Genomic DNA, 19882 nt, shown 5'->3' on the forward strand with positions numbered 1-19882 from the left:
CACGGTGGGGAGGATATCTCGCCTGGGGTTTTGCGCTGGGGTGTGGTGGTGGAGGACACCGGGGGCCGTTCCGGGCGGGCGGGTCCGGGTGGGCGGGTCGGCCTGGCACCGAACGTGGCTGTTCCAGCGGGGTTGGTCGCGTGCCGTGCGTCGTCTCGCCTTGCGTGGGTGGGCGCGCGGGTCAAAGACCGGACGGGCTTTGGTTTCGTCATCGCCGCTTCGCGACGATTGCGATTGGGGCTTGACTTCGGGTCCCTTGCGAGGCGCTTGTTCGGGCGGAAAAGGTCGGATGCTCCGCACCCGCCCGATCCGAAAAGGGTAGCACCTCGCACCCAAAGTCAAGCCCCAATCGCTTTGCGCGCGTGGTTGCGTTTTGTTGTTCGGGCGGCGGTCATTACCGGTGTTTCGCGTTGTTGTGCTCTCGTTCGGCTCGGCTTCGCCATCGCCGCTTGCCTTCGGCTTTGCGGGAGTGCCGCGCGTGCCGCGCGGGACGTTGTCCGCTCGTGGCTGACTCCCGGCTAGGCACACAACGGCCCGGCTGACAATGGCCCGGCTGAAAACGACCCGGCGCCCAATAGCCCGACTCCCAATGGTCACTCGCCTGACGGTTCAGGCGGCGGTGTGGAGCTGGTTGCGTCTGGGTTTTCGTTCCGGGTCCAGCCATGGCGGCGGATAGAACGTCGGGATGCCGTGAATCAGCTTCACTTCCCACTCGCTTTGGTGGATCAGCGTGTGGTGGTGGCGGCAGAGCAGAACGGCGTTGCCGACCGATGTATCGCCGCCGTCGGCCCAGTAGTGGATGTGGTGGGCATCGCAGTGCCGGGGTGGTCGTGAGCAGCCTGGGAAGGCGCAGCCTCGGTCCCTGGCGACGAGGATTCGGCGGATTCCCGCTGGGAAGGTGCGGGTTTTGCGGCCGATGTCCATCGGCTGCGACTGGCCGCCGAGGATCATCGGGATGATGCCCGCGTTGCAGGCGAGCTGGCGGACCTGGTCGGCCGGGATGCGCTCGCCGTTGTCCAGCAGAGCGTCGCCGGTCTTCGCGGCCAGGTCGTCGTAGCTCATGGTGAGGGTCAGGGTGACTGGCTCGCCGCCGTGCTCGGGCAGTTGGTCGGCGCGCACCATCAGGTTGACCAGCTCCGCGAAGGCCTCACCCTCGCGTTCCGAACGGTCGCGCTGGTCCGGGCCCTCGCCGGTGTCCGGGCGGGGCTTGGCCAGCGGATCGAGAGCGGCCTCGTAGGCCGCGCCGGTGACCTTGTCCAGCAACGCCCGGATCTCCAGCATGCCGTCCTTGCGCCAGCGCTTGTAGTGCTGGTTGACCAGGCGCTCCGGCTGGGGCTCGCCCGGCTCGGGATCGTCCTGGTAGAGGCCGTAGGCCAGGCCCTTGCCGAAGTCGCCAATGGCCTTCGGCTCGTGCTCGCGGGCGAAGTCCACGACGAGGTTCTCGACCTCGGCGGGCAGGTGCTTCATCGCCTTGGCGATCTCCGCCACGTGCGCGATCGACAACGCACCCTCGGCCGCAGCTGAGGCGGTCTCGGGGAGTTCGGGAGCGAGTTCGCTGCCGGTCGGAGTGATCGTGCCACTCAACAACGCCGAATTAGCGACCATCTGCCTGGCGGTGTTGCGATCGCAGCGAATCGCATGCTGCAACACATACGCCACATCTTTATAACCAAGCTCAGGCCCGGCCCCGCGCCGTTCCAACTCAGCGATTTCCTGCATCTGCTCGAAAAGCTCAACCCGCATCCTCTTCTCCCGGCTGACAATGCTGGCCAGCAGCGCGTCAGTCGAGAGGAGTTGGACGGGAGTTTTGCTCACGTGTTCGACTATACCGCAAGATCACGACCAGATAACGCCAAAAACAAAACACCATCGTGTGAACCGCCCGAACAACGACGACAAGGGGCGAAGCGAAGCGAGCCCGAACGCGGGTATTACCAACGCGGGGCACCGGTAATGACGGAACCCGACAGCGCAAACGCAACCACGCACGCAAAGCGATTGGGGCTTGACTTTGGGTGCGAGGTGCTACCCTTTTCGGATCGGGCGGGTGCGGAGCATCCGACCTTTTCCGCCCGACAAAGCGCCTCGCAAGGGACCCGAAGTCAAGCCCCAATCGCAATCGTCGCGAAGCGGCGATGACGAAACCAAAGCCCGTTCATTACCCACGCGCCCACGCTGGAACCGCAGCCCGAACACGTGGAAGGCCCCAGCGGACCAACCCGCCGGGGCCTTCGCCGTACCGATCAGGTCTTAGGCGACTGCGATCTGCACGTCGTGAACCCCAGGCCCGTCAGCCGAAACGTCGGCCTGCCCGTTCCCGGTCCGGTGCAACGCCCGAACAGTCCAGCTACCAGGAGCCGCGAAGAACCGGAAGTCGCCCTCCGGAGAGGAAACGACCTCTGCCGTGAACTCACCGGTCGAGTCCAGCAGCCGCACGTAGGCGCCACCAACGGGAGACCCGTCAGCCACGACCTTGCCCTGCAGCACGGTTTCAGAGGTCGAAACGTCGATCGAGCCGCCCTGCACGGGCGCGCCGCATGAGTCACTCACAGGAATCAGGCCTCCTTGCCGGAACCGAGTTCGATCGGCACGCCGACGAGCGAGCCGTACTCCGTCCAAGAACCGTCGTAGTTCTTGACGTCTTCGTGGCCGAGCAGCTCGCGCAGGGCGAACCAGGTGTGCGAGGAGCGCTCGCCGATGCGGCAGTACGCGATGGTCTTGCGCGAACCGTCGAAACCGGCCTCGGCGTAGATCTCGCGGAGCTCGTCCTCGGACTTGAAGGTGCCGTCCTCGTTGGCCGCCTTCGACCAGGGCACGTTCACGGCCGACGGGATGTGGCCGGCGCGCTGGGCCTGCTCCTGCGGGAGGTGCGCGGGCGCCAGGAGCTTGCCGGAGAACTCGTCGGGGGAACGCACGTCGACGAGGTTCTTGTTGCCGATGGCGTCGACGACCTCGTCGCGGAAGGCGCGGATCGAGAGGTCCTGCTCCTGCGCGACGTAAGAAGTCGCGGCGCGCGAAACCTCTTCCTTGTCCAGGGGGCGGCCGTCGAGCTCCCACTTCTTGCGGCCGCCGTCGAGGAGCTTCACGTCCCCGTGCCCGTACAGCTTGAAGTACCAGTACGCGTAGGCGGCGAACCAGTTGTTGTTGCCGCCGTAGAGGATGACGGTGTCGTCGTTGGAGATGCCCTTGGCCGAGAGCAGCTTCTCGAAGCCCTCGCGGTCGACGAAGTCGCGGCGGACCTGGTCCTGCAGCTCGGTCTTCCAGTCGATGCGGACGGCGCCCGGGATGTGTCCGCCGTCGTACGCGGTGGTGTCCTCGTCGACCTCCGCGAACACGACGCCGGGCGTCTGGAGGTTCTCCTCGGACCAGGCGGCCGAGACCAGCACGTTCTCACGGCTCATGGGACGTTGCTCCTGTAGTAGTGCGTGGGCGTTTATTGCGATTGCGGACGAGCGAGGGCGGGTGCGTACCGGCGCAGCAGCAGGTACATCTCGCACCCGAGGCACAGGCCCAGCGCGGCGTTGAGCAGCGCTGCGACGAGTGCGAAGGCCGTGGCCACCATGCCGAGCGTGGTCAGACCCGTGGCGTAGCCGAGGGTGCCGATCAGCGCGAAGACGAAACCGACGCCCTGGGCGAAGCGCAGCGGTGCCGCTTCTTCGCGTTCGGTGGTCGGGGTGATCCGGGGCTGGATCGCGTAGCGGTAGACCTGGCCCCACGGGTTGAGCTTCAGCGAGATGAACGCGCACATCGCGAACAGCACCGTCTGCGCGGCGAGGAGCCGCCACCAGCCGGTGAGGAGCACGATCGCCAGGACGATGGTGGTCATCCAGGCGGAGAAGCGCGGTCCGCGCGGGTCTACTGGGGCATCTTTGGGCACGACGACCTCCGGGCATTCGGACGAGGAGAAATTCAGTCCGTCAGAGGTGGCTGCTGGGCGTCAAGCGGCCCAATCAGCTCGTCGTGCGACACAGGCTGCTGCGCACGCGGCACAGGTCAACCGCGCGTCGCTTCGTGAGCAGCATGGTCATGCCAGCGAGGGTAGCCCTCAATCCCTCGGTCCGGGAGGTATGTCCATCTGGTGGAACAACGCAGGTTCACTCGACCGGATTAGGGCAGATGCGGTTGCAGAGCGGCCAGCAGAGTGTCGCGTTTCGGCACGCCACCGACTCGCAACACTTCGACGCCATCCGCGGTCAGCGCGAGAGTCGTCGGCGTGCGCATGACACCCAGCGACGCGGCTACGTCCGGCAGGTTCGTCACGTCCAGCTCGGCGTGCGTGAGGCCGTCGACGCGGGAAGCCAGGTCGCTCAGGATCACCTTCGCGTGCCGGCACGGCGCGCAGAACGTGGTGGAGAGCTGGACCAGCGTCACTCCCGGCGCGAGCAGGTCGCGCACGGGAGCGGGCAGGTCGGCGGAAGACTCACGAGAAGAGATGCGGCCCTCCCGGACCTTGAGCAGCACACCGATCGCACCGGCCACGGCCAGCGCGCCCAGCAGCGCCCACACACCAGTCATCGTTGGACCAACGGTACATCCGTGATCACGCCCGAAAGGACGAACGCACCCGGCTCCACCCGGACGGCGGTCGGCTTCGCCCCGAACGGCAGGGTGCCCGGGTCGATCTTCACCGCGAGTGCCTGGCGCAGCGTCGGGATGATGTTCTTGAGCGAGGTGTCGTCGAGCTCGATGTCGTCGACGGTGATCTGGATGGCGCCACCGGCCAGCGAGATCTGGCCGTACGCGGTGAGCTTGACGTCCTTGCCCGCGACGTTGGTCTGGCCGGAGAGCTTGATCGCCGCGGTCGTCTGCGGCGCGGCCGGCGTGGCGGGGGTGGTGGTCGTCGTCGTGGTCGTGGTGACGCGGTTGTCCGGGTCGATCGAGAGCTTGTCGAACGGCGTGACCTGGCTCGCGAGCCGGTTCAGGTCCAGCGACTTGATCTTGACGCTGCCCTCGACCTGGTCGATGGTCGCCTTGGAGACGTTGCCCGCCAGCAGATCCGACAGCTCGACGCGGGTGTGCCGCAGGTCGGCGTGGATGTCGAGGTCGCGCAGGTCGACGCCCTGCGCCTCGTTCTTGATCGGCACGCCGGTCGCGTCGATCGCCACGTGCGTGTAGTCGCCGCGGACCGCCTGGAGGATGAACGGGAAGCCGTTGATCCGCACCGACGGGTCCTCGTCGAGCTGCAGCTTCTCCCGCATCCGCTGGGCGATCTGGTACTCGCCGGCCGCGGCCAGCGCGAAGTCGGCCGCCACGAGCAGCAGTGCCAGCACGACCACCGTGATGAGGAGGACCTTCCCGCGCTTGGACTTCTTCTTGTGCGGGCGTGCAGGGGTGTGCGCAGTCATTCCTCGTCCTCGACTTTGCCGGCGATCCATGCCGCCATCCGGTCTACCAGGTCTGGAGTCGCGGCTGATTCCGCGTGCCGCATACCGGGCTCGATCCACAGCTCGGCATGTCCTGAGGACGCGCGGTGCAGTGACTCGGCGTGCTCCAGACCGAAATAGTGGTCCAGGTCACCGTGCACGATCAGCAGTGGGGTGGGCGTGATGCGCGCCACCACCTCCAGCGGACTCTCCGGCGGTTGTACCCAGCTGTCGCCGAGCCGAACCCCGATCGCCCGTGCCGCCAGTTTCCCGTGCGGCTGCTCCAGCAACCAATGGACCCTCCGCATCGGCGCGGTCTCCCGCGACCACCACCGGGCCGGGCCGCTCACGGACACCACGGCGTCCGGCTTGGTCTCCCCCAGCGCCGCGTGCCGGATGACGATCGACGCGCCCATCGAGAACCCGACCGTGGCGATCTTCGAGTAACCCAGTTCGCGCGCCTTGAGCACGGCCGCCTCGATGTCGTGGACCTCGTCCGCGCCGACCGTGGACCGTCCCTCGGACCGTCCGTGGCCGCGGAAGTCGAACGCCACGACACCCGCTCGAGTGGCCAAACGGGCGAGAACGCGAGCGACGTACGGCTTGGTCACGTTGTTCGTGAATCCGTGTCCCACAACGAAAGCGAGGTCGTTTTCACTCTTGTAGTGGACGCCGTGCAAGCGCACCCCGTCGTGTGACATGGATGTAACAGGCGTGACGCTTGTGGAAACAACTGTGAGCACGGCTTCTTGACCTGGGACTTTCTCGGGTTGCACCGGTATTGTCTCCGTCATCCGCAGGCAACGGGGCCCGGTCACCGTACGCCGCTGGTCTGGTCGAGGTGACCTGACCACGGCCGATTTGGAGGGCGCCGCGATGAGCATCGACGTGCTTCTGCTGACGACAGACCCGGACTCGGAGGCTGTGCTTCCCGCTCTGGCTCTGCTGCCTCACGCCGTGCGGCCGCTGCGGCCGGAGGTCTCCGCGCTCCTCGAAGCCGGACCCCACGACATCGTGCTGGTGGACGCCCGCACGGACCTGGTCGGCGCGCGCTCGCTGTGCCGCCTGCTCGACTCCTCCGGCGTGGACGTGCCCGTGGTGGCGATCGTCACCGAGGGCGGTCTGGTCGCGGTCAACTCCGACTGGTCGGTCGACGAGATCCTGCTGCCGACCTCCGGCCCCGCCGAGGTCGACGCCCGTCTGCGCCTGGTGCGCTCGCGCCGTGGCGCGACCCAGCCCGGTGGCGACGGCGCGCTGCAGCTGGGCGACCTCGTGATCGACGAGGCCACCTACACCGCGCGCCTCAAGGGCCGCCCGCTCGACCTCACCTACAAGGAGTTCGAGCTGCTCAAGTACCTCGCGCAGCACGCGGGCCGGGTCTTCACCCGCGCGCAGCTGCTGCAGGAGGTCTGGGGCTACGACTTCTTCGGTGGCACCCGCACGGTCGACGTACACGTGCGACGGCTGCGCGCCAAGCTCGGCCCCGAGCACGAGGCGTTGATCGGCACGGTTCGCAACGTGGGCTACAAGTTCGTCCGCCCGCCGCGTCCCGGTTCGTCCCGTCGGCCCGAGCTGGCCGAGGTCGACGAGGTGGGTGACTCGGTCCGCGTTCTGGATGAGCGTTTGATCGCGCGGTAGGTTCGCCTGTGTGGCGCAACTGAGCTGGTACGACGAGCTGACGACCGACCAGGCCGCTGAGGTCGAGGGCCTGCTGGCGGCTGCCGAGAGCACCGACGGCGTGGCCCCGGTCGGCGAGGCGGTGCGACTGCGGATGCGCCCTGGTGCGCAGGGCAGCAAGCACCTCCTCGCGCACCTGAACGGCGAGCTCGCCGGGTACGCGCACGTGGACATGATCGGTGACTCGGGCGGCCACAAGGTCGCCGAGTTCGCCGTGCACCCGAAGCACCGCCACGAGGGCGTCGGCGAGGCGCTCGTGAAAGCGCTCCCGCAGGAGAACTCACTGCGGATCTGGGCGCACGGCGGGCACCCGGACGCCGAGAAGCTCGCGGAGAAGCTCGGCTTCCGCAAGGTGCGCGAGCTGCTGCGGATGCGTCTGCGCGTCGAGCACGAGCTGCCGGAGCCCAAGATTCCCGAGGGCGTCACCATCAGGCCGTTCGTCCCCGGCAAGGACGAGGCCGCGGTCGTCTACGTGAACCACCGCGCGTTCGACTGGCACCCGGAGCAGGGCTCGATGTCGATCGAGGACGTCCGCGCCAAGGAAGAGGAGTCCTGGTTCGACCCGCAGGGCTTCCTTCTCGCGTTCGACGCGGACGAGCGGCTCGTGGGCTTCCACTGGACGAAGGTGCACACGCCGGACCTCGGTGAGGTCTACGTCGTCGGCGTCGATCCCGACAGTCAGGGCGGCGGTCTGGGCAAGGCGCTGACCCTCGCCGGCCTCCAGCACCTGCGGAAACAGCAGGTCAAAGAGGTCATGCTGTACGTGGAGTCGGACAACGTGGCGGCGGTGCGGGTGTACACCAAGCTCGGCTTCACCCTCTGGGATGCAGACGTCCAATACGCCCGGTAGTCAACGGACCGTCACAAAACGCATACGCGCTGGTCACGCCCTCACTCTTTCGGCCGTGTGACCGGTCACTTCCCGTTCGGTGTTCACCTTCCGTTCACCCTGTCTAGGTGGGTTGTCCACCATGGATACCTACCTTCCGAAGCGAGCGGCGACGTCCGTCGCGAAACCGCTAATGCTTCCGCAAGGTGGAGGACCAAGGTGAAGATCCAGCGGCACGGCGCCGTGCTCGGCCTCGTCGCGGCCAGCGCGCTTCTGCTCGGTGCGTGTGGCAGTGACAACAACACGGGAGCCGGCGGCAGCACGCCGACCAGCGGCGCTGCCGCTGTGCCCGTTGAGTGCGGTGGCAAGCCCAAGCTGAACGCCGAGGGTTCCTCCGCGCAGAAGAACGCGGTCGACGCGTTCGTGCAGGCGTACAAGCAGGCCTGCCCCAGCGCCGACCTCGCGTACAACCCCTCCGGCTCCGGTGCCGGCGTGAAGAACTTCAACGCCGGCCTCGTCGACTTCGGTGGCTCGGACTCCGCGCTGAAGGACGGTGCCGAGACCGAGGCGGCCACCAAGCGCTGCAAGGAGAACCCGGCCTGGAACCTGCCGCTGGTCTTCGGCCCGGTCGCCATCGGCTACAAGGTCTCCGGTGTGGACAGCCTCGTGCTGGACGCCAAGACCACCGCCGCGATCTTCTCCGGCGCGGTCAAGAAGTGGAACGACCCGGCCATCAAGGCGCTGAACGGCTCCGCGTCCCTGCCGGACAAGGACATCTCGGTCATCTACCGCTCCGACGAGTCGGGCACGACCGACAACTTCCAGAAGTACCTGAAGACGGCCGGTGGCTGGTCCAAGGGTGACGGCAAGCAGTTCAAGGGTGGCGTCGGCGAGGGCAAGGAGAAGTCCGCCGGTGTCGCGCAGGCCGTCGGCTCCATCGACGGTGCGATCACCTACGTCGAGTGGTCGTTCGCGCAGGACAACAAGCTCTCGGTCGCCAAGATCGACGCCGGTGCCGGCGCTGTCGAGCTGACCGCCGAGTCGGCCGGCAAGGCCATCGACGGTGCCAAGGTCAAGGGCACGGGCAACAACCTGGTCCTCGACCTCGACTCGATCTACGGCACCAAGACCGCCGGTGCGTACCCGCTGCTGCTCGCGACCTACGAGATCGTCTGCTCCAAGGGCTACGACGCCGACACCGCCAAGGCCGTCAAGGCGTTCCTGACCGCCGCCGCGACCACCGGTCAGGCCCAGCTCACGGAGGCCGGTTACGTGCCGCTGCCCCAGGCGTTCCAGGACAAGATCCTGACCGCTGTGAAGGCGATCGCCTGAGGTTGATGCGAAACTTCGGCTGACGCAGACGCGATGAACGATCCCGTCGTGGCCAAGCGCCCCGCCGGCTCCGGAGACACCGGAGCCGTGCGGGGCGTTGCGGCTGCTCCCACTGCCACGGAGGCTCCGATTCCCCCGACACCGGAAGCTTCAGAGACTCAGACCAAAGTTCACGTTCGGCCTGGCGACCGGATCTTCCGCGGCCTGGCGACGGGTTCCGGTGTCTTCATCGTCGCGATCATCGGCGCGATCGGGCTCTTCCTGATCCTGCAGGCGATCCCGTCGCTCGGGTTGGACAACGTCAACTTCCTGACCAGCCGCGAGTGGAACACCACGGATCCGGCGAACCTCCGGTTCGGCATCCTGGACCTGCTGCTCGTGACGGTCGTGGTCGCGTTGCTGGCGCTGCTGATCGCGATGCCGATCGCCATGGGCATCGCGCTGTTCCTCACCCAGTACGCCCCGCGCAAGCTCGCCCGGCCGTTCGCGTACGTCGTCGACCTGCTGGCCGCGGTTCCCTCGATCGTCTTCGGCCTGTGGGGCCTGTTCGTGCTCGGGCCGGTGCTGTTCCCGGTCTCGACGTGGCTGATCGACAACCTCGGCTGGATCCCGATCTTCGCCAAGGGCAACGTCAACGTGCAGCTCGGCGGCACCGTGTTCACCGCGGGCATCGTCGTCGCGGTGATGATCCTGCCGATCATCACGGCCGTCAGCCGCGAGGTCTTCGAGCGCACGCCGACCATGCACATCGAGGGCGCCATCGCGCTCGGCGCGACCAAGTGGGAGGTCGTGCGCACGACGGTGCTGCCGTTCGGCAAGGCGGGTTACATCAGCGCCTCGATGCTCGGCCTCGGCCGCGCGCTCGGTGAGACCATCGCCGTCGCGGTCATCCTGAGCACGGCGACCAGCTCGTTCGGCTTCTCCCTCTTCGACGGCGGCTCGACGTTCGCCTCGAAGATCGCCCTGGCCGCGCCGGAGTTCAACGACGCGCGTTCCGCCGGTGCCTACATCGCGGCGGGTCTCGTGCTGTTCGTGCTGACCTTCGTGGTCAACGCCATCGCGCGCTCGATCGTCGCCGGCCACAAGGAGTACGAGTGAGCACCATCTCCGCGGACCCCCAGCGCCTCGCGACGCCGCCGACGTTCCAGAAGGTCGGCGCCGCCCGCCGGTTCAAGAACGGCCTCGCCACCACCCTGGTCTGGGGCGCGTTCCTCGTCGCCATCATCCCGCTGGTGTGGGTGCTCTACACCGTCGTCCAGCGCGGTTTCCCGGTCATCCTCGACGGCGACTGGTGGTCGAAGTCGCTGTCCGGCCTGCTCGCCCGTCAGCAGGGCGGTGGCGCGTACCACGCGATCTACGGCACCCTGGTCCAAGGCCTGGTGTGCGGTGTCATCTCCGTGCCGATCGGCATCATGGTCGCGATCTACCTCGTGGAGTACGGCGGCCGCTCGAAGCTGTCCCGCGCCACCACGTTCATGGTCGACATCCTCACCGGTGTCCCGTCGATCGTGGCCGCGCTGTTCGTCTACACGGTGTGGATCACGTATTTCGGCCTCGGCCGCAGTGCTCTCGCCGTGTCGCTCGCCCTGGTGCTGCTGATGGTTCCGGTCGTCGTGCGCACCACCGAGGAGATGCTCAAGATCGTCCCGGACGAGCTGCGCGAGGCCTCCTACGCGCTGGGCATCCCCAAGTGGAAGACGATCGTGAAGATCGTCATTCCGACGGCGCTCTCCGGCATCCTCACCGGCATCATGCTCGCCCTCGCCCGCGTCATGGGCGAGACCGCGCCGGTGCTGGTGCTGGCGGCGTACGCCCCGTTCATCAACTTCAACCTGTTCGAGGGCCCGATGGCCTCGCTGCCGTTGCTGATGGTGAACGAGCGCAACAACCCAACGCAGGCGGGCTTCGAGCGCATCTGGGGCGCCGCGATCACCCTGGTGCTCCTCATCACCCTGTTCAACCTGCTGGCGACCGTGATCTCACGGGCGCTGGCGCCGAAGACGAAGTGAGCGGGCGGACATGGCCAAGCGACTCGACATCAAGGACCTGAACCTCTTCTACGGCAAGTTCCACGCCGTCGAGAACGTCTCGCTCGCGGTGCCGCCGAAGAACGTGACCGCGTTCATCGGCCCCTCCGGTTGCGGCAAGTCGACCGTGCTGCGGTCGCTCAACCGCATGCACGAGGTGGCCATCGGCGCGCGCGTCGAGGGCAAGGTGCTGCTCGACGGCGAGGACATCTACGCGTCCACTGTGGACCCGGTCGAGGTGCGCCGCACCATCGGCATGGTGTTCCAGCGGCCGAACCCGTTCCCCACGATGTCCATTCGCGACAACGTGGTGGCGGGCCTGAAGCTCGCGGGCGTGAAGAACAAGAAGGAGCTCGACGAGGTCGCCGAGCGCTCGTTGCGCGGCGCCAACCTCTGGAACGAGGTGAAGGACCGCCTGGACAAGCCGGGCGGCGGCCTCTCCGGTGGTCAGCAGCAGCGTCTGTGCATCGCCCGCGCGATCGCGGTGCAGCCGGACGTCCTGCTGATGGACGAGCCCTGTTCCGCGCTGGACCCGATCTCCACGCTGGCGATCGAGGACCTGATCACGGAGCTGAAGAAGGAGTACACGATCGTCATCGTGACTCACAACATGCAGCAGGCCGCGCGTGTGTCGGACCAGACCGCGTTCTTCAACCTGCTGGGTGTCGGTCAGCCTGGTCAGCTGATCGAGGTGGACGACACGGAGAAGATCTTCTCCAACCCCGGCCAGAAGGCGACCGAGGACTACATCTCCGGCCGTTTCGGCTAAATTGCTGGCCGTGAGCCCGCAAAGCAAGTCGCGCAAGAAGAAGCAAGGCAAGGCACCCGGCCGCCGGCCGCAGCAGCAGTCGCCCTACGCGCCGCTGCTGGAGTCGGCGGCCGCGTTGCGTTCCGAGTCCTGGCTGCTGGCCGAGTCGTGGGCGAGCGAGCTGTTCGGCACGCTGTGGCTCGGCGCCTGGCGCTTCGAGGACTGGCTCGAGGCTTTCACGTCCGAGTTCGGCCGGATGGTCGACGCCCTGAGCCAGATCGAGCAGCCGGAGGCGCTCACCGCGCTTCGTGCGTTGTCGGGGGTGGGCGACGCCGACCTCAGGGCGACGGTCACGACGGCGGCGAACGAGCTGGCGGACAAGGGTGTCGAGGAGCCTGGCTGGTACTCGGCGGGCGCGCTGCCGGTGTTCCGCGACGCGTTCCTCGTCACGAACCTGTTGGGAGACGTGGAAGTCATCGCGTTCACCCAGGACCGCGCGGGTGTCGCCGAGACGATGATGTTCATGCGGCAGCCGGTGCTCGGTGCCACCTCGATCGAGCTGTTCTCCACGCCGGACGAGGGCACGTCGGCGTTGCTGGAGGACATGATCTCCTCGACGCCCCACGCGTTCCGCGACGTCATCACGCCGCTCACCGCCGAGCAGGTGTTCGACCGGCTCTGGCCGGACGTCGAGCAGTTCTGGACCGACGGGCCGGACGAGGAAGCCGAGGAGAGCCTGATCGGTGACGACGAGGAGGCCCTGCACCCCGTCCAGCTGATCGCACTCGCCGAAGCGCGCGTGAGCCTGCTGGTGCCGGGCGACCACGAGATTCCCGCCGTCAGTCCGAAGAGGACGGACGAGGTCGTCGAGGCGTTCTTGGCGTCAGAGCACGGAATCGCGGACGTCGAGGCCGCACGTGCGTTCGCTCGCGTAGTCGCTTCCGCCGCGGTGGAACAGAACCGCGATCCGGTCGAGTACGGGCCGGCCTCGCTCACCGCGGTGCTGATCATGAACCTGGCCGCGCGCGTGCACGTCTCGGACGAGGATCTGGCGCTGCTGCCCGAAATCGTGCGGGCGTGGGCGTACTTCACCGTGGAGGCACGGGATCTGCCGCGTGCGGAAGCCCTGAAGGAGTGGGACGAGGAACTGCCCACCGTGCTCGCCGAGTTCTCCGAGGCCTACGCCGATCCGGAGCTCGCGGCAGAACGCGATGGGCAGTTTCGTTAGAGGTTCTTACAGTTCGTCGTCGGCAGCGCCGTAACCGGGCATCCTGCCGGTGACGACGAAGACGGTGCGCTTGGCGACCGACACCGCGTGGTCGCCATAGCGCTCGTAGAAGCGGCCGAGGAGCGTCACGTCGACCGCCGCGGCGACGCCGTGGCTCCACTCCTTGTCCATGATCACCGAGAACAGGTGACGGTGGATGTCGTCCATCGCGTCGTCGTCGTCCTCGAGGGCACGCGCGCGGCTGACGTCCTTGTCGCGGATGATCTCGGCGGCGTCCTGCGCGAGCTTGACCGCGATGCGGCCCATCTCGGCGAAGTAGGGCTGCACGTCCTCCGGCACGGCGACGGCCGGGTGCCTGCGCCGCGCGGCCTTGGCCACGTGCAGCGCCAGGTCGCCCATGCGCTCGACGCTCTCGGCGGCGTGGATCACCGCGAGCACGGTGCGCAGGTCGGTCGCGACCGGTGCCTGCAGCGCGAGCAGCGCGTACGACTGCTCCTCGATGCTGGAACGGACGTCGTCGACCTTCTGGTCGCCGCTGATGACCTGCTCCGCGAGGCCGAGGTCGGCCTGCAGCAGAGCAGAGGTCGCGTTCTCCATCGCTTCCGCGACCATGCCGGTCATGTCGGCCAGTCGGTCGGCGAGCTCTTCTAGCTGGTCATGGTAGGCCTCGCGCATGGCGCTCAGCCTACGTCCCGACCATCGCAGCAGCGACATGCCAGGATGAACCACAGGTGAACCCCAGGCGAATCACTTCGCGCAGGGGTCCTGTGCCGCGTTCACAATGGACAGATCGTTGCCGGCTTGTCCCTGGTTGGTGCCTGCCTGCGTACCCGCCGTCGGTGCCACGACCTTGCCGTCGAAGTTCTCGCCGAGGGTGAGCTGGAGTGCCCCGCCCATCCCGGGCGTCTCCACCAGTTCCGCCGTGGGAATCGCGGCCTTGAGCGTCGCCGCCTTGTTCTCGTTGCCCTTGGAGAACTTGATGGTGGTCTTCGACTCCGGCGGCGCGTCACCGACCTGGACGACCTTGAACCCCTGGTTCTGCAACGCGGTCGACGTGCGGCCTGCTCCACCGGGATTGGTCGTGTCACCGTTGCGGACCTGGACGGAGACTTCCTTGGGGTCGATGATCGTGCCGGGCTGGACCGGCGTGCTGTTCGGGTCACCCGGCTTCGACTCGGCCGGCTTCTCCTGCGGCAGCGGCGTTCCGTCGATGATCGTCTGGAACAGCTTCTTGACGTCGTCGTCGCGCAGCCGCTCGATGTTGTCGTCGTTCGACTTCGTCCGGCCCTCGTCGGTCCAGTGCGGCATCGTCACGAACGAAACCCGGCCGGCGTCGAGGCTCTGCAACGAGTTCGCGAGCTCCAGCAGCTGCGCGACACCGATGTTGTCGCCGACCGTGGACTTCGTGAGCGCGTTGATGAAGTTGTTGAGCTTCGTCGGGCTCAGCAGCACCTCGTTCGACAACGCCTGGCGCAGCATCGCCGACAGGAAACCCTGCTGCCGCTTGATGCGGTCGAAGTCTCCGCCGACGTCACCCGCGACCTTGCGGGCACGCACGTACGACAGGGCCTGGTCGCCCTTCAGCGTGTACTTGCCCGGCTTGTCGAGGACGACACCGAGTTCGTCGTCCTTGATCGCCTTGGGCGCGCAGATCTGCACACCGCCGATCGCCGTCGACATCTCGCGGAAGCCCGCGAAGTCGATGCTGACGAAGTGGTTGATGTTGAGGCCGGACAGCTGGGTCATCATGTTGGCCACGCACTCGGGCCCGCCGGCGCCGTAGACCGAGTTGGCCATGACCTCTTTCTCGGGAGCGAGAGGTCCGCCGTACTGGCCGTTCTCCGGGGTCCAGGCACGGCACGCCGGCCGGTCGACCCGCACGTCACGCGGCAGCGACACGATGACCATGCGCTTACGGTCCGCGGGGATGTGCGCGAGCATGATCACGTCCGACCGCGCGCCGCCGAGCTCCGGGTCGTTCGCGTTGCCGACGTTGTCCTCCGGCTTCGCGCCCGCACGCGTGTCCGAGCCGACGAGCAGGAAGTTCTCGTCGCCGAGCTGCTTCTCGGCCTGCTGCACGGCCTCTTTGTTGCCGCCCAGCGCGTCGATCTGCGGAATCTTGGAGTCGGCCCACTTCATCGCGCCCCAGCCGACGCCGGTGGACACGAACACAGCGGCCGCGGCGGCGATCGCCCCGACCCTGGCGATGCCCATCAGCTTGCGCTGCTGCGGCGTGCGACCGGCGGTCTTCTGCTCGCCCTCGGTCTCGCCCTCGGAGAGGCTGACCGGGTCGGCGAACTGGGTCGCCTCCTCCAGCTCGTCCTCGTCCTTGACCCACGGCATGAGCTTGGCGCGCCGTTCCTTGCGCTGGCGCTCCTGCTCGAGCAGCTCGTCGTGCACCGCCGAGAACCGCGCGAGCGTGTGGTCGACCTCGCGACGCTTCTTGACGTCGTCGCCGATGGCCTCCATCTCGGTGGTGAGGCACATCGGGTCCATGTCTTCGCGCTTCTCGACCTTGGCCACACCGACCGCCGCGGCGATCTGGGTGGCTTCCGGGCCGGGCGCGTCGGCCTTGGGCTCCTCGACTGGCGGGGCGGCCGGCGCGGGTGGAGCCGCCGGTGCGCCGCCTGCCGCGGGACCGGCCGGGCCACCGGGACCACCCGGACCCGCGGGAGCGCCGCCGAGCCGGTTGGAGATGGCCGCACCGCCGGGCGCGGGCCGCGGACCGCTGGACTCTGCCCTCGGGGGCATCGGCCGGGGTCCGCTCGACTCCGCGCGGGACGGCATCGGGTGCCTGCCCGTGCGCGGATCCGGCCCCTCGCCTGGGGCCGGGGGACGCGGAATGCTGTTCGAGGACGGCGCCTCACCAGGCAGAAGGCGGCGAGGAGCGCCTGCGTCCGGACCCTCGGGTGCCTTGGGGCGCGGCATGCCGTTGGCCGTCGCGTCGCCAGGTGCCTTCGGGCGCGGCATCCCGTTGGACGTCACGTCACCAGGTGCCGGCGGGCGAGCCATGCCGTTGGCCGTCGCGTCGGAGGGTGCCGGCGGGCGCGGGATGCCGTTCGACGACGGTGCGTCGCCGGGAGCGAGCCTGCGCGGCGGTGTGCCGTTGGCTTCGGGTGCCGGGCGGCGGACCGTGCCGTTGGGGGTTCCGTTGGCCTCGGGTGCCGGGCGGCGCATCGTGCCGCTGGGCATGCCGTTCGCCTCAGGAACCCCGTTCGGCGCGGGACGCCTCGGGATGCCGTTCGACGAGGGCGCGTCACCGGGCGGCACGCGGCGCGGGTCCCCGGGTGCCGGGGGGCGCTGGACGCCGTTGGACGACGGTGCGTCGCCGGGAGCGGGCCTGCGCGGAACACCGTTCGGAGCCCCGTTGGGAGCACCGTTCTGCGGCATCGGTCGCGGACCGGTCTGCTCACCGGGAACCGGCCTGCGCTGCATCCCTGTCGCGTCGGGACGCGGGCGCTGACCCGTCTGCTCACCAGGAGGCGGGAAGGCGGGCGCGTCCGGACGACGCCGCCTGCCGGTCTGCTCACCGGTGAAGTTCTGCGGTGGTGCCTGCTGCTCGGCCATCGGCGGCCGCGGGCGCGTACCCGTCTGCTCACCAGGCCGGTGGGCGACGGGCGGCTGCTGCCGCGGTTGCTGAGGCTGCTGTGCGGGCGGGTCGGGCAGTGCACGCCTGCCCGTCGCGGGTGGGTCAGGCAGGGCACGCCTGCCTGTCGTGGGAGCTTCGGGCGAGCCTGGCGGGACGGGTCGGGGGATGTTCGTCCTGCTGTGCTGCTCGATGAGGTCCGAGACGCTCAGGCCCCCAGAGCCTTCCATCGAGCGACGTCTACGGCCGGTCGGCTGGTCCTGCTGCTGGGGATCCTGATCACCACGGGAAGAGGGGCCGCCACGTCGGGGGTCGTCGGGCACCCAATCTCCCTTCTGGGTCAGAAGCTAAATGCGGTTCGTCATTACGAGTTGACGACGACCGGGACACAAGGGTTGCATCACCGGCGTGTCAGTTGCGCCCGCGATACTACGGATGTAGCCGACTTCTGACGACCACTCCGGGTGATACAGCTGCGATCTATACGCGATTACGCGCAGTCTGCTTGCCCTGAACGGGTGAGCCAGCTCACTCAGTAGTAACCGAGAACACGTGTCTCGGTGATGGCACGCCGACCACTCGCCGCACCGGCGAGGCGAACCCGTCCATCTGCACGGTACGCCACCGCGTTGCGTCCCGACTGCTTGGCCGTGTACAGCAGACTGTCGGCGCGCAGCAGCTGCTGCTCGGCACTGACCGCCGGGCGCTGGGGAGCCTCGTCCGCGGGCGGCTCGTACGCCAGACCCGCGCTGACCGTCACGCGCAACTCCGGCGCGATCTCCTGCCACGCGTGACGCTCGACACGTTCCCGTGCCGCCTCGGCGATCTCCACGGCCGTCGCGGCGTCCACCCGCGGCAGCACGAGCACGAACTCCTCGCCGCCGTAGCGGGCGCAGAAGGCGTCTTCCGGCAGGCCCTGCTGCAGCAGCTCGACCACGCGCTGCAGCACCCTGTCGCCGAGAAGATGTCCGAACGTGTCGTTGACCTGCTTGAACCAGTCGAGGTCGATCAACGCGATGGCGAGCCCGTGCCGGGACGCGCCGTGCTCGGTCAGCATGTCCATCAGCCGCTGGTCGAGGTAGCGGCGGTTGTAGGAGTCGGTGAGGCTGTCGCGCAGGCTCTGCTCGCGTGCCTCGGCGTGCTCCTTGCGCAGCCGGTCGACCTCGCGGCGCAGCTGCTCGGGAACGTGCGGCTCCTCGTCCTGGTCCGCGTGGACGAGGTCGAGAGCGGAACGCAGGTGCTGGTACGCCTGGCGCCACTGGCCGCGGGAGGCGAGCAACGTCGCGATGGACTCGTGCAGCCCCACCAGGCCGGGACCCTGCCGGTCGACGCTGGCGTCGTCCTGCGTGGTCTCTGCGATCTCGGGTCGCAGCGCGGTCATCGCGGTCACCTCCTTACTTGCCTGGTGTCGTCTCCTGAGAGGCGGCGCTTGAGCAAGAAGGACGCGTGGGGGTGGGATTTCCCCCGTCCGGTTGACCGTCAGCTGCTCCGATCAAGTGAGCTTGGAAGATCAACAACCCGTTCAGCCACCGAGGCAGGGCGCGAACCCGTACACCTCGTCGTCCAGGAGCACGACGTGCAGTGATCCGATCTGGCTGCCGACCACCGCGTCGTCCTGGCGCAGCGTGACCGTGACGGCCACGACGTAGACGTCACCCCTCGGATGGGCCTTCTCGCCAGGGGGTGCCCAGTCGGCGTCGGTGCGCAGCGTCGACCAGGTCGGCTCGACCTTGATGGTGGCGCCGCGAAGATCGCACGTTTTCTGCCGGAAGTCCGGATGTTGGGTGTCCTTCAACAGTTTCTGCTGCTGTGAAGGACTCTCGTCGCCCGCTTTGTTGAGGCGTTCGTAGTACGCCTTGAACTTCGTCTTGTTGTCCTCGGTCAGCTGGACCGGCCGTGCCGTGCCCGTGACCGGACCGGCACAACCCGCGAGCAGCGCGAGCGAGGCGAGCAGGAGCGCTCTGCGGTCAGCCACCGGAGTGCATCACGTCCGCGCCGGCCGGCACCGTCGCGTCCTCGGGGTCGTCCAGCCACCCCTCCGGCAGCACGACCTTGGCCGAGGAACCCTGCCGCCCGCGCGGGCCCTCCGCGTTCTCCGGGAAGGGAACGGTCGGGTCGAGCTGGCCGATCAGGTCGTCGAGCTGCTGCAGGCTCGAGACCATCGCGAACGCCCGGCGCGTGTCGCCGCCGACCGGGAAGCCGTGCCAGTACCAGGCCATGTGCTTGCGCAGGTCGCGCAGGCCCTTGTCCTCGCCGTAGTGGGCGGCGAGCAGCTGGGCGTGGGTTTTGAGGATCGCCGCGACCTCGCCCAGGTTCGGGCCCTCGGGAATCGGTTCGCCCCGGAACGCCGCCTGCAGATCCCGGAACAACCACGGCCGGCCGAGGCATCCGCGCCCGACCACGACGCCGTCGCAGCCGGTCTCCGCGACCATGTCCAGCGCGTCCTGCGCGCTGAAGATGTCGCCGTTGCCCAGCACCGGAACGCTCGTGACGGCTTCCTTCAGCCGCGCGATCTTGCTCCAGTCGGCCTTGCCCGAGTAGCGCTGCGACGCCGTGCGCGCGTGCAGTGCCACGGCCTGTGCGCCCTCGTCCGCCGCGATGCGTCCCGCGTCGAGGTACGTCAGGTGGTCGTCGTCGATGCCGATGCGGAACTTCACGGTGACCGGCATGTCCCCGGCGTTGCGCACCGCGGCACGGACGATCTGCCGGAACAGCTCCCGCTTGTACGGCAGCGCGGCTCCGCCACCCTTGCGCGTCACCTTGGGCACCGGGCAGCCGAAGTTCATGTCCATGTGATCGGCGAGGTTCTCGTCCACGATCATCTTCGTGGCCTCGCCGACGTTGCGCGGGTCGACGCCGTAGAGCTGCATCGACCGCGGGTTCTCGCCCTCGTCGAACGTGATCATGTGCATGGTCATGGCGTCGCGCTCGACCAGTGCCCGCGCCGTGATCATCTCGCAGACGTAGAGCCCGGCCCCGTACTGACGGCACAGCTGCCGGAACGCCACGTTGGTGATGCCGGCCATGGGGGCCAGCACGACGGGCGGGTCGACGGCGAACGGGCCGATCTTCAGGGTGGAGGGAACGGACAC

20 protein-coding genes are annotated in these 19882 nt (G+C 68.1%); 7 read left to right on the plus strand and 13 right to left on the minus strand.

Features of this window, described 5'->3' with window-relative positions; all coding sequences use genetic code 11:
• Positions 1–609 precede the first annotated feature (609 nt).
• The 8 genes from AB0M24_RS25230 to AB0M24_RS25265 all read right to left on the minus strand — a co-directional run bounded on the left by AB0M24_RS25230 (position 610) and on the right by AB0M24_RS25265 (position 6064).
• A complete protein-coding gene (locus AB0M24_RS25230; protein WP_363772469.1) occupies positions 610–1815 on the minus strand; it encodes a DUF222 domain-containing protein in 1206 nt (401 codons plus the stop codon).
• A 435-nt stretch (positions 1816–2250) separates the two neighbouring features.
• Positions 2251–2550, minus strand: a complete 300-nt coding sequence (locus tag AB0M24_RS25235; protein WP_363772472.1) for a DUF1416 domain-containing protein — start codon at positions 2548–2550, stop codon at positions 2251–2253.
• A gap of 5 nt (positions 2551–2555) precedes the next feature.
• Positions 2556–3401, minus strand: coding sequence for a sulfurtransferase (locus tag AB0M24_RS25240; RefSeq protein ID WP_363772475.1), 846 nt, complete (start codon positions 3399–3401; stop codon positions 2556–2558).
• 32 nt (positions 3402–3433) lie between these two features.
• Positions 3434–3877 carry a DUF4395 domain-containing protein gene (locus tag AB0M24_RS25245; protein ID WP_363772478.1) on the minus strand — a complete coding sequence of 148 codons (444 nt, stop codon included), beginning with the start codon at positions 3875–3877 and terminating at the stop codon, positions 3434–3436.
• A gap of 73 nt (positions 3878–3950) precedes the next feature.
• Entirely contained in the window at positions 3951–4028 is a 78-nt protein-coding gene (locus tag AB0M24_RS25250) for a putative leader peptide (protein WP_352235731.1), read from the minus strand.
• 79 nt (positions 4029–4107) lie between these two features.
• Entirely contained in the window at positions 4108–4515 is a 408-nt protein-coding gene (locus AB0M24_RS25255) for a thioredoxin domain-containing protein (RefSeq protein ID WP_363772481.1), read from the minus strand.
• Positions 4512–5345 carry a DUF2993 domain-containing protein gene (locus tag AB0M24_RS25260; protein WP_363772484.1) on the minus strand — a complete coding sequence of 278 codons (834 nt, stop codon included), beginning with the start codon at positions 5343–5345 and terminating at the stop codon, positions 4512–4514. The genes AB0M24_RS25255 and AB0M24_RS25260 overlap by 4 nt, the downstream gene beginning before the upstream one ends.
• Positions 5342–6064, minus strand: coding sequence for an alpha/beta fold hydrolase (locus AB0M24_RS25265; RefSeq protein WP_363772487.1), 723 nt, complete (start codon positions 6062–6064; stop codon positions 5342–5344). The genes AB0M24_RS25260 and AB0M24_RS25265 overlap by 4 nt, the downstream gene beginning before the upstream one ends.
• A gap of 175 nt (positions 6065–6239) precedes the next feature.
• On the opposite strand from AB0M24_RS25265, the gene AB0M24_RS25270 reads away from it, so the two are divergent.
• The 7 genes from AB0M24_RS25270 (at position 6240) to AB0M24_RS25300 (ending at position 13204) form a co-directional block, all read left to right on the plus strand.
• The gene (locus tag AB0M24_RS25270; RefSeq protein ID WP_363772490.1) at positions 6240–7001 is read left to right on the plus strand and encodes a response regulator transcription factor; all 762 of its coding nucleotides are present in this window, start codon (positions 6240–6242) and stop codon (positions 6999–7001) included.
• Between the two features lie 37 nt (positions 7002–7038).
• Positions 7039–7890: a mycothiol synthase gene (gene mshD / locus AB0M24_RS25275; RefSeq protein ID WP_363772825.1), complete on the plus strand. Its 852-nt coding sequence runs from the start codon at positions 7039–7041 to the stop codon at positions 7888–7890.
• 198 nt (positions 7891–8088) lie between these two features.
• The gene (pstS, locus tag AB0M24_RS25280) at positions 8089–9201 is read left to right on the plus strand and encodes a phosphate ABC transporter substrate-binding protein PstS (protein WP_363772493.1); all 1113 of its coding nucleotides are present in this window, start codon (positions 8089–8091) and stop codon (positions 9199–9201) included.
• A 33-nt stretch (positions 9202–9234) separates the two neighbouring features.
• Entirely contained in the window at positions 9235–10299 is a 1065-nt protein-coding gene (pstC, locus tag AB0M24_RS25285; RefSeq protein ID WP_363772496.1) for a phosphate ABC transporter permease subunit PstC, read from the plus strand.
• The gene (gene pstA, locus AB0M24_RS25290; RefSeq protein ID WP_363772499.1) at positions 10296–11210 is read left to right on the plus strand and encodes a phosphate ABC transporter permease PstA; all 915 of its coding nucleotides are present in this window, start codon (positions 10296–10298) and stop codon (positions 11208–11210) included. The genes pstC and pstA overlap by 4 nt, the downstream gene beginning before the upstream one ends.
• 10 nt (positions 11211–11220) lie before the next feature.
• Positions 11221–11997, plus strand: coding sequence for a phosphate ABC transporter ATP-binding protein PstB (gene pstB, locus AB0M24_RS25295; protein WP_363772502.1), 777 nt, complete (start codon positions 11221–11223; stop codon positions 11995–11997).
• Between the two features lie 10 nt (positions 11998–12007).
• Positions 12008–13204 (plus strand): hypothetical protein, encoded by a 1197-nt coding sequence (locus AB0M24_RS25300; protein ID WP_363772505.1) that lies wholly within the window; start codon positions 12008–12010, stop codon positions 13202–13204.
• A 6-nt stretch (positions 13205–13210) separates the two neighbouring features.
• Here the strand turns inward: AB0M24_RS25300 and phoU are convergent, their stop codons facing one another.
• The 5 genes from phoU to dusB form a co-directional block, all read right to left on the minus strand.
• Positions 13211–13879 carry a phosphate signaling complex protein PhoU gene (gene phoU / locus AB0M24_RS25305; RefSeq protein ID WP_363772508.1) on the minus strand — a complete coding sequence of 223 codons (669 nt, stop codon included), beginning with the start codon at positions 13877–13879 and terminating at the stop codon, positions 13211–13213.
• Positions 13880–13951: 72 nt separating this feature from the next.
• Complete coding sequence (locus AB0M24_RS25310; RefSeq protein WP_363772511.1) at positions 13952–17020, minus strand: LCP family protein; 3069 nt, start codon at positions 17018–17020, stop codon at positions 13952–13954.
• Between the two features lie 302 nt (positions 17021–17322).
• Positions 17323–18171, minus strand: coding sequence for a GGDEF domain-containing protein (locus AB0M24_RS25315; RefSeq protein ID WP_363772514.1), 849 nt, complete (start codon positions 18169–18171; stop codon positions 17323–17325).
• Between the two features lie 141 nt (positions 18172–18312).
• Positions 18313–18765: a hypothetical protein gene (locus AB0M24_RS25320; RefSeq protein ID WP_363772517.1), complete on the minus strand. Its 453-nt coding sequence runs from the start codon at positions 18763–18765 to the stop codon at positions 18313–18315.
• A complete protein-coding gene (dusB, locus tag AB0M24_RS25325; RefSeq protein ID WP_363772520.1) occupies positions 18758–19882 on the minus strand; it encodes a tRNA dihydrouridine synthase DusB in 1125 nt (374 codons plus the stop codon). The genes AB0M24_RS25320 and dusB overlap by 8 nt, the downstream gene beginning before the upstream one ends.

This window comes from Lentzea sp. NPDC051838 (genome assembly GCF_040681245.1).
In the GTDB taxonomy this organism is placed as follows: Bacteria; Actinomycetota; Actinomycetes; order Mycobacteriales; family Pseudonocardiaceae; genus Lentzea.